Source organism: Candidatus Hepatincolaceae symbiont of Strigamia maritima (assembly GCF_055505085.1).
This window is the reverse complement of the sequence record NZ_DBKDTU010000209.1, coordinates 1-5705: the sequence shown is the minus strand read 5'-3', so window position 1 is coordinate 5705 and position 5705 is coordinate 1. Positions and strand designations below refer to the sequence as shown.

At 26.8% G+C, this 5705-nt stretch carries 9 protein-coding genes; 4 read left to right on the top strand and 5 right to left on the bottom strand.

All coding sequences use genetic code 11. The annotated features are described in order from the left end of the window. Window positions 1–677 (bottom strand): pseudouridine synthase (locus ACQCX0_RS05760; RefSeq protein ID WP_462563218.1); only part of this gene is annotated, 677 nt, incomplete at its 3' end. 423 nt (window positions 678–1100) lie between these two features. Next, the gene (locus tag ACQCX0_RS05755; protein ID WP_462563217.1) at window positions 1101–1226 is read right to left on the bottom strand and encodes a hypothetical protein; all 126 of its coding nucleotides are present in this window, start codon (window positions 1224–1226) and stop codon (window positions 1101–1103) included. 62 nt (window positions 1227–1288) lie between these two features. On the opposite strand from ACQCX0_RS05755, the gene ACQCX0_RS05750 reads away from it, so the two are divergent. From ACQCX0_RS05750 to ACQCX0_RS05735, 4 genes are read left to right on the top strand one after another with little or no spacing between them, the layout of a single operon-like run. After that, entirely contained in the window at window positions 1289–2182 is an 894-nt protein-coding gene (locus tag ACQCX0_RS05750) for an IS1595 family transposase (RefSeq protein ID WP_462563216.1), read from the top strand. Between the two features lie 3 nt (window positions 2183–2185). Next, a complete protein-coding gene (locus ACQCX0_RS05745) occupies window positions 2186–2356 on the top strand; it encodes a hypothetical protein (RefSeq protein WP_462563215.1) in 171 nt (56 codons plus the stop codon). A 7-nt stretch (window positions 2357–2363) separates the two neighbouring features. Next, on the top strand, window positions 2364–3305 hold the full coding sequence (locus ACQCX0_RS05740) for an adenine-specific methyltransferase EcoRI family protein (RefSeq protein ID WP_462563214.1): 942 nt from the start codon (window positions 2364–2366) through the stop codon (window positions 3303–3305). Beyond that, a complete protein-coding gene (locus ACQCX0_RS05735; RefSeq protein WP_462563213.1) occupies window positions 3302–4384 on the top strand; it encodes an HNH endonuclease family protein in 1083 nt (360 codons plus the stop codon). The genes ACQCX0_RS05740 and ACQCX0_RS05735 overlap by 4 nt, the downstream gene beginning before the upstream one ends. 281 nt (window positions 4385–4665) lie before the next feature. On the opposite strand, the gene ACQCX0_RS05730 is transcribed toward ACQCX0_RS05735, so the two are convergent. The 3 genes from ACQCX0_RS05730 to ACQCX0_RS05720 form a co-directional block, all read right to left on the bottom strand. Then, a complete protein-coding gene (locus tag ACQCX0_RS05730; RefSeq protein ID WP_462563212.1) occupies window positions 4666–4809 on the bottom strand; it encodes a hypothetical protein in 144 nt (47 codons plus the stop codon). A 55-nt stretch (window positions 4810–4864) separates the two neighbouring features. Beyond that, window positions 4865–5200 (bottom strand): IS1595 family transposase, encoded by a 336-nt coding sequence (locus ACQCX0_RS05725; protein WP_462563211.1) that lies wholly within the window; start codon window positions 5198–5200, stop codon window positions 4865–4867. After that, a partial coding sequence (locus tag ACQCX0_RS05720) for an IS1595 family transposase (RefSeq protein WP_462563210.1) occupies window positions 5157–5705 on the bottom strand: 549 nt, incomplete at its 5' end. The genes ACQCX0_RS05720 and ACQCX0_RS05725, both read right to left, overlap by 44 nt.

Sequence of the window (5705 nt, the reverse complement as noted above, 5' to 3'; positions counted from 1 at the left end):
TTAAGTTCTCCTATTTTTAAATCATCTAATTTAAAAGGTCCAAATGCTATTCTAATTAACCGATTAACTTTAAGTTCTAAATAATTACAAATATTTCTAATTTCTCGATTTTTCCCCTCGGTTAAGGTAAACTCTAACCAAGCATTAGCCAAATGTTGTGAGAGTATCTTTACCCTAATAGGTTTATAAATTATGCCATCAATAGTGATACCATAACTTAAAGTGTCAAGTCGTGTTTTGTATAAAGTTCCAAAAACTTTTACATGATATACTCTTTGTAATTTTAATTGTGGAGAACTCAATAGATTAGCTAATTTTCCGTTATTGGTAAGTAGCAATAACCCTTCAGAATTATAGTCTAATCTTCCTATGGAAACTACTCTTGGCAGGTTGTTAGGTAAAGCATCAAAAACCGTAGGGCGATTTTTCTCATCTTTATAAGAAGTAATTAAGCCTCTTGGCTTATGGTAAATCCATAATTGTAAAGGTGCTTCTTTAATGGTTAAGGCAATATTATTCACAGTAATGTAGTCATTATTATCCACAAAAGTAGTACAGCTATTAATTGTAACATTATTTACATTTACTTTATTATTTAGAATTAATTCTTCCGCAACTCTACGGGAGCATAATCCTGAATTAGCAATAATTTTAGCAAGACGTTGTTTTTTTAGCATAGTATTATGTTATTATAGATTATAAAATAGTAGGTATTAATTAACATATGTTGTCATTAGTATATTATAATAAGTTTTTTTGGGTAGGGTTAATACTAAAAATATTAATTGCTAGTTTTGCTGTATCTAATTAGTTCTTAGAAGGTTTTATCGCTTTTATAGATTATTTTACTAATACTTTTAAAAATTCTTATATCCATTTTTTTAATAGTTGCTTATTATTTGAGAATGAATTAATTTTTCCTTATCCTTCAGTAATGTTAATTATATTATCTATTCTTGGAGCTATTATTAATTTAAAATTACTAATTTATAAACTGCCATTATTAGGAGCTGATTTTGGTATTTTATATATAATGCTAAATTGGTTTAGGGGAAAATATCTTAATAAAATTAGACTATTATATACCAAATAAACCCAAATTATTCATTTGCTAGTTCTCCTAGATTTTCTAATATTTCATATCTAGCAATAGAACCATTACCAAATTCAAATGATATTTTAGGATTTTTATTATAACTTTGCCATCTATATACTTTGTTGACCAAAATTGTTTACTTTTAAAAAGTTATAGTTTATAATTATTTAAGATAATTTGATTGTAAAATATATGAATTTACTAGATTTTCAAAAGAAATTTAAAGACGAACAAGTCTGTATAGATTGGTTAATAAATCAAAGATTTGATTCCAAAGAAAATATAACTTGTCCACATTGTCAATGTTCTAAAATATACAAATTTCAAAATGGTAAAACTTTTAAATGTTCTTCTTGTCTAAAAAAATTCTCCATTAGAATAGGAACTATGTTTGAAGGTTCAAATGTTCCATTATTAAAATGGTTCTTTTCAATCTATCTATTTACAACTCTTAAAAAAGGAATTTCATCAATTCAACTTTCACAATATATTGGTGTTACTCAAAAAACTGCTTGGTATCTGCTACAAAGAATTAGAGTCGCAATGGAAGATTCAACAATGCAATTTGATGGAATATCTGAAATTGACGAAGTTTATATTGGCGGTAGAGCTAAAATGGAAAATAAAATGAGTAATAAAACTGTTGTTATAGGAATTGTAAATAGAGATAAAAAAGAAGTTATAGCTAAAAAAGTTGAGTCTGCTAAAACTTATGACTTACAACCAACAATTTATGAAAATATAAAAGAAGGTTCTACAATTATAACAGATGAATGGAGAGCTTATAATGTTCTTAAATGGAATTATAAACACCACAAAATTAATCACTCAAAAGGCGAGTATGTTAAGAAAGATAACAGAGAAGCTTATAAAATTCATACAAATACAATTGAAGGATTTTGGTCTCATTTGAAAAGAGGCATTAATGGCATTTATATTTGGACTTCAAAAAAGCACATTGATAAATACCTTTTAGAATTTAGCTATAGATACAACAAAAGACATCTTGATGATTTTGGAAAATTTGGTAATTTCTTTCAAAATTGTGAGAGAAAGAATTTATCTTATAAAGAATTGATTGCTTAAAATATGACTGAAATAAAAGATGACAAAAAACCACAAGGAGTTAAAAAGGTTTCTTCTATAAAACAAATGGTAGATAATGTTAAAAAAGATAATCCTGAATTTAAAAAAGATGTCAATTTTGAAAAAACTTTAAGTAAGTTGATCAAAATTAAACCAAGAAAAAATAAAAGTTAATAAGTGTATGGCAAAAAGAGAAAATAATAATTTAAAGAAAGCAAAATCAAATAAAAAAGATGAATTTTATACTCAGCTTGTAGATATTGAAAATGAACTAAAACATTACAAAGGGCATTTTAAAAACAAGGTAGTTTTTTGTAATTGTGACGATCCACAAGAAAGTAATTTTTGGAGATACTTTAGTAATAATTTTGAACATTTAGGATTGAAGAAGTTAGTTGCTACTCATTTTCATATTGAGAGACCTACTTACAAATTAGAAATTGTAAAAGATAATAACAACGATGGCAAAATTAATAATTTAAATACAGTCAAAACATCATTAAAACAAAATGGCGATTTTAGAAGCAATGAATGCATAGAGATATTAAAAGAAGCTGACATCGTTATAACAAATCCGCCATTCTCTTTATTTAGGGAATACATATCACAATTAATAGAATATGATAAACAGTTTTTAGTCATAGGAAATATCAACGCTATTACTTATAAAGAAATATTTAAACTCATAAAAGAAAACAAGGCTTGGCTTGGTATTAGAATGGGAAGAGGAATATCTGGCTTTATTGTCCCGAAACATTATGATTTATACGGTAGTGAAGCAAGAATTGATGAAAACGGAGACAGAATCGTTTCAACAAATAACTGTTTATGGCTCACAAACTTAGAACACCAAAAACGAAAAGAGGAATTAGTTTTATACAAGAAATACAATCCGGAGGAGTATCCTCACTATGATAATTATGATGCAATAAATGTAAATAAAACGGCAGATATTCCTTGTGATTGGTCTGGTGCAATGGGTGTGCCAATTACATTTTTAGATAAGTTTAATCCAGAACAGTTTGAGATAATTAAATTTCGCAAAGGCGATGATGACAAGGACTTGACAATAAATGGTAAGGTTCCTTATTTTATAATAATCGTTAGAAACAAAAAAATATGAAAATACAATTACAAGAAATAACAATTAGAGACGTAGTGAATGAATATGTTAATAACGACGAACAAGGTTGTATAGCTTATAGAGGAAATTTAAATATAAGACCTGCATATCAAAGAGAATTTGTCTACAAAGAACAGCAAAGAAACGCCGTCATAGAAACTGTAAAAAAGAACTTTCCACTTAATGTGATGTATTGGGTAAAAAACGAAGACGGAACTTTTGAGGTTTTGGATGGACAGCAAAGAACAATAAGTATTTGTGAATATGTAGAGGGTAATTTTAGCTTAGATTATCAGTATTTTCACAATCTTGAAGATGAAGAAAAGGAGCAGATACTAAATTACAAACTTATGATATATTTTTGCGAAGGAGAAAATAGAGAAAAACTAGATTGGTTTAAAATTATTAATATCGCTGGTGAAAAACTAACAAATCAAGAGTTAAGAAATGCTATCTATACAGGTACTTGGTTAAGTGATGCAAAAAAGTATTTTAGTAAAACAAGTTGTCCAGCCTATAACATAGGAAATCAATATTTAACAGGAAGCTCTATAAGGCAAGATTATCTAGAAACTACCATAAAATGGATAAGTGAAGATAAGATAGAGGAATATATGTCTAAAAATCAACACAAGCCAAATGCTAATGAGTTATGGACATATTTTCAAAATGTAATTAACTGGGTAAATTTAACATTTATTCATTATAGAAAAGAAATGAAAGGCATTGATTTCGGTTTATTGTATAATCAATTCAAAGATGTAGAATACGATGGGAAAGTATTTGAGAAGAAAATTTCTGAATTAATGTTAGACGACGATATTACAAACAAGAAAGGTGTATATTCGTATATTCTTACAAAGAATGAGAAACATCTTAATATCCGTGCCTTTACAGAAAAACAAAAGAGGCAAATTTATGAAAAACAAAAAGGTATTTGTATTGTCTGTAAAAAAGAATTTGATATTAAAGAAATGGAAGCTGACCATATTAAACCTTGGTGTGAAGGCGGAAAAACAGAATTAGAAAATTGTCAAATGTTATGCAAAGACGATAATAGGAGAAAATCTAATAAATAAGCATGTTGGTCAACAAAGTATATAGATGGCATAACTTTTTAAATTATAACAAACTACTATTCCATCTTTAATATTTGAACCACAAATTTTTGAGTATTAGCATATAAGAAATTAGGGTACACAAACCCAATAAGAGCTAATAAAATTAGTCTTTTCATCAACAGTCTCCTTTTTAAAATTGAAAATTATTAAGTCATACAGGAACAAATCACATTCACTTCATCTTCAGACTGTTGACAGTATAGCACATTTTTTTAAAATGTAAATATAAAAATTGATATTTAGCTCTTTATTTCTCTTGGTTTTTCAGGCTTTTTCTTAGTATTTTTATCACCAACCTTAGTATTAATAGCCTTATTCAACAGTTCATAAAAAGACATATTAATTGCTTGAATAGTTTTATCTTGTTGTTTCTTTTCATGCACTTTTTAGCTCCTTATAAGTAATTACCTTACCTATGCTTTTTGATAACATTTCACCTCAATAATTATCTTTATAATTATATCTAAAACTAAATTCATTAATATATAACTGCAAGTATTTCTTACTCATCCAATGATATATTCCTAAATATCCTCTTTTAAATAAACTCCAAAAATTCTCAATGTTATTTGTATGAACATCTCCATTAACCCATTCTTTAATGCTATGATTAATTTGTTGATGATTAAATTCTTTCTTTAATGAATTATAACTTCTAAATTCATCGGTATAAATAGTTACATGTCTATTGATATTCTTAATTATACTTTTAACAGTTGAACTTTTAACATTATCCAACTTTAAAGGCAATAATAGATTTTTTATTAGTGTCATTAGCTCTATTAACAATACCTAATATAGCAGTTTTAGATTTTAAACTTCTACCTTGTGCATTTGGAGTTTTCTTATCTAATGATTTATTAGCTTCTTTGCCACCAATATAGGTTTCATCAATCTCAATAATACCATTGAAATCCATGTTTTCATTAAATACAATATTCCTTAATTTATGCACCATATACCAAGCAGTTTTCTGTGTTACACCAACTTGATTAGCCATCTGAATTGATGATATGCCTTTCTTGGCAGATGTTAACAAATATATTGCTAGAAACCATTTTCTTAAAGGTATTTTTGAATTTTTAAATATAGTCCCAACTTTAATTGTAACTTGTTGTCTGCATTTTTTACATTTGAATAATCTACCATCACTATATTTATAAATTTGATTATGATTACAATGAAGACAATTATAACCATCTTTAAATCTTATTCTTTCAAAGATTTCTAAACAAGTTGCCTCATCTTCAAAATAATCTAAAAATTCAATTATACTCTT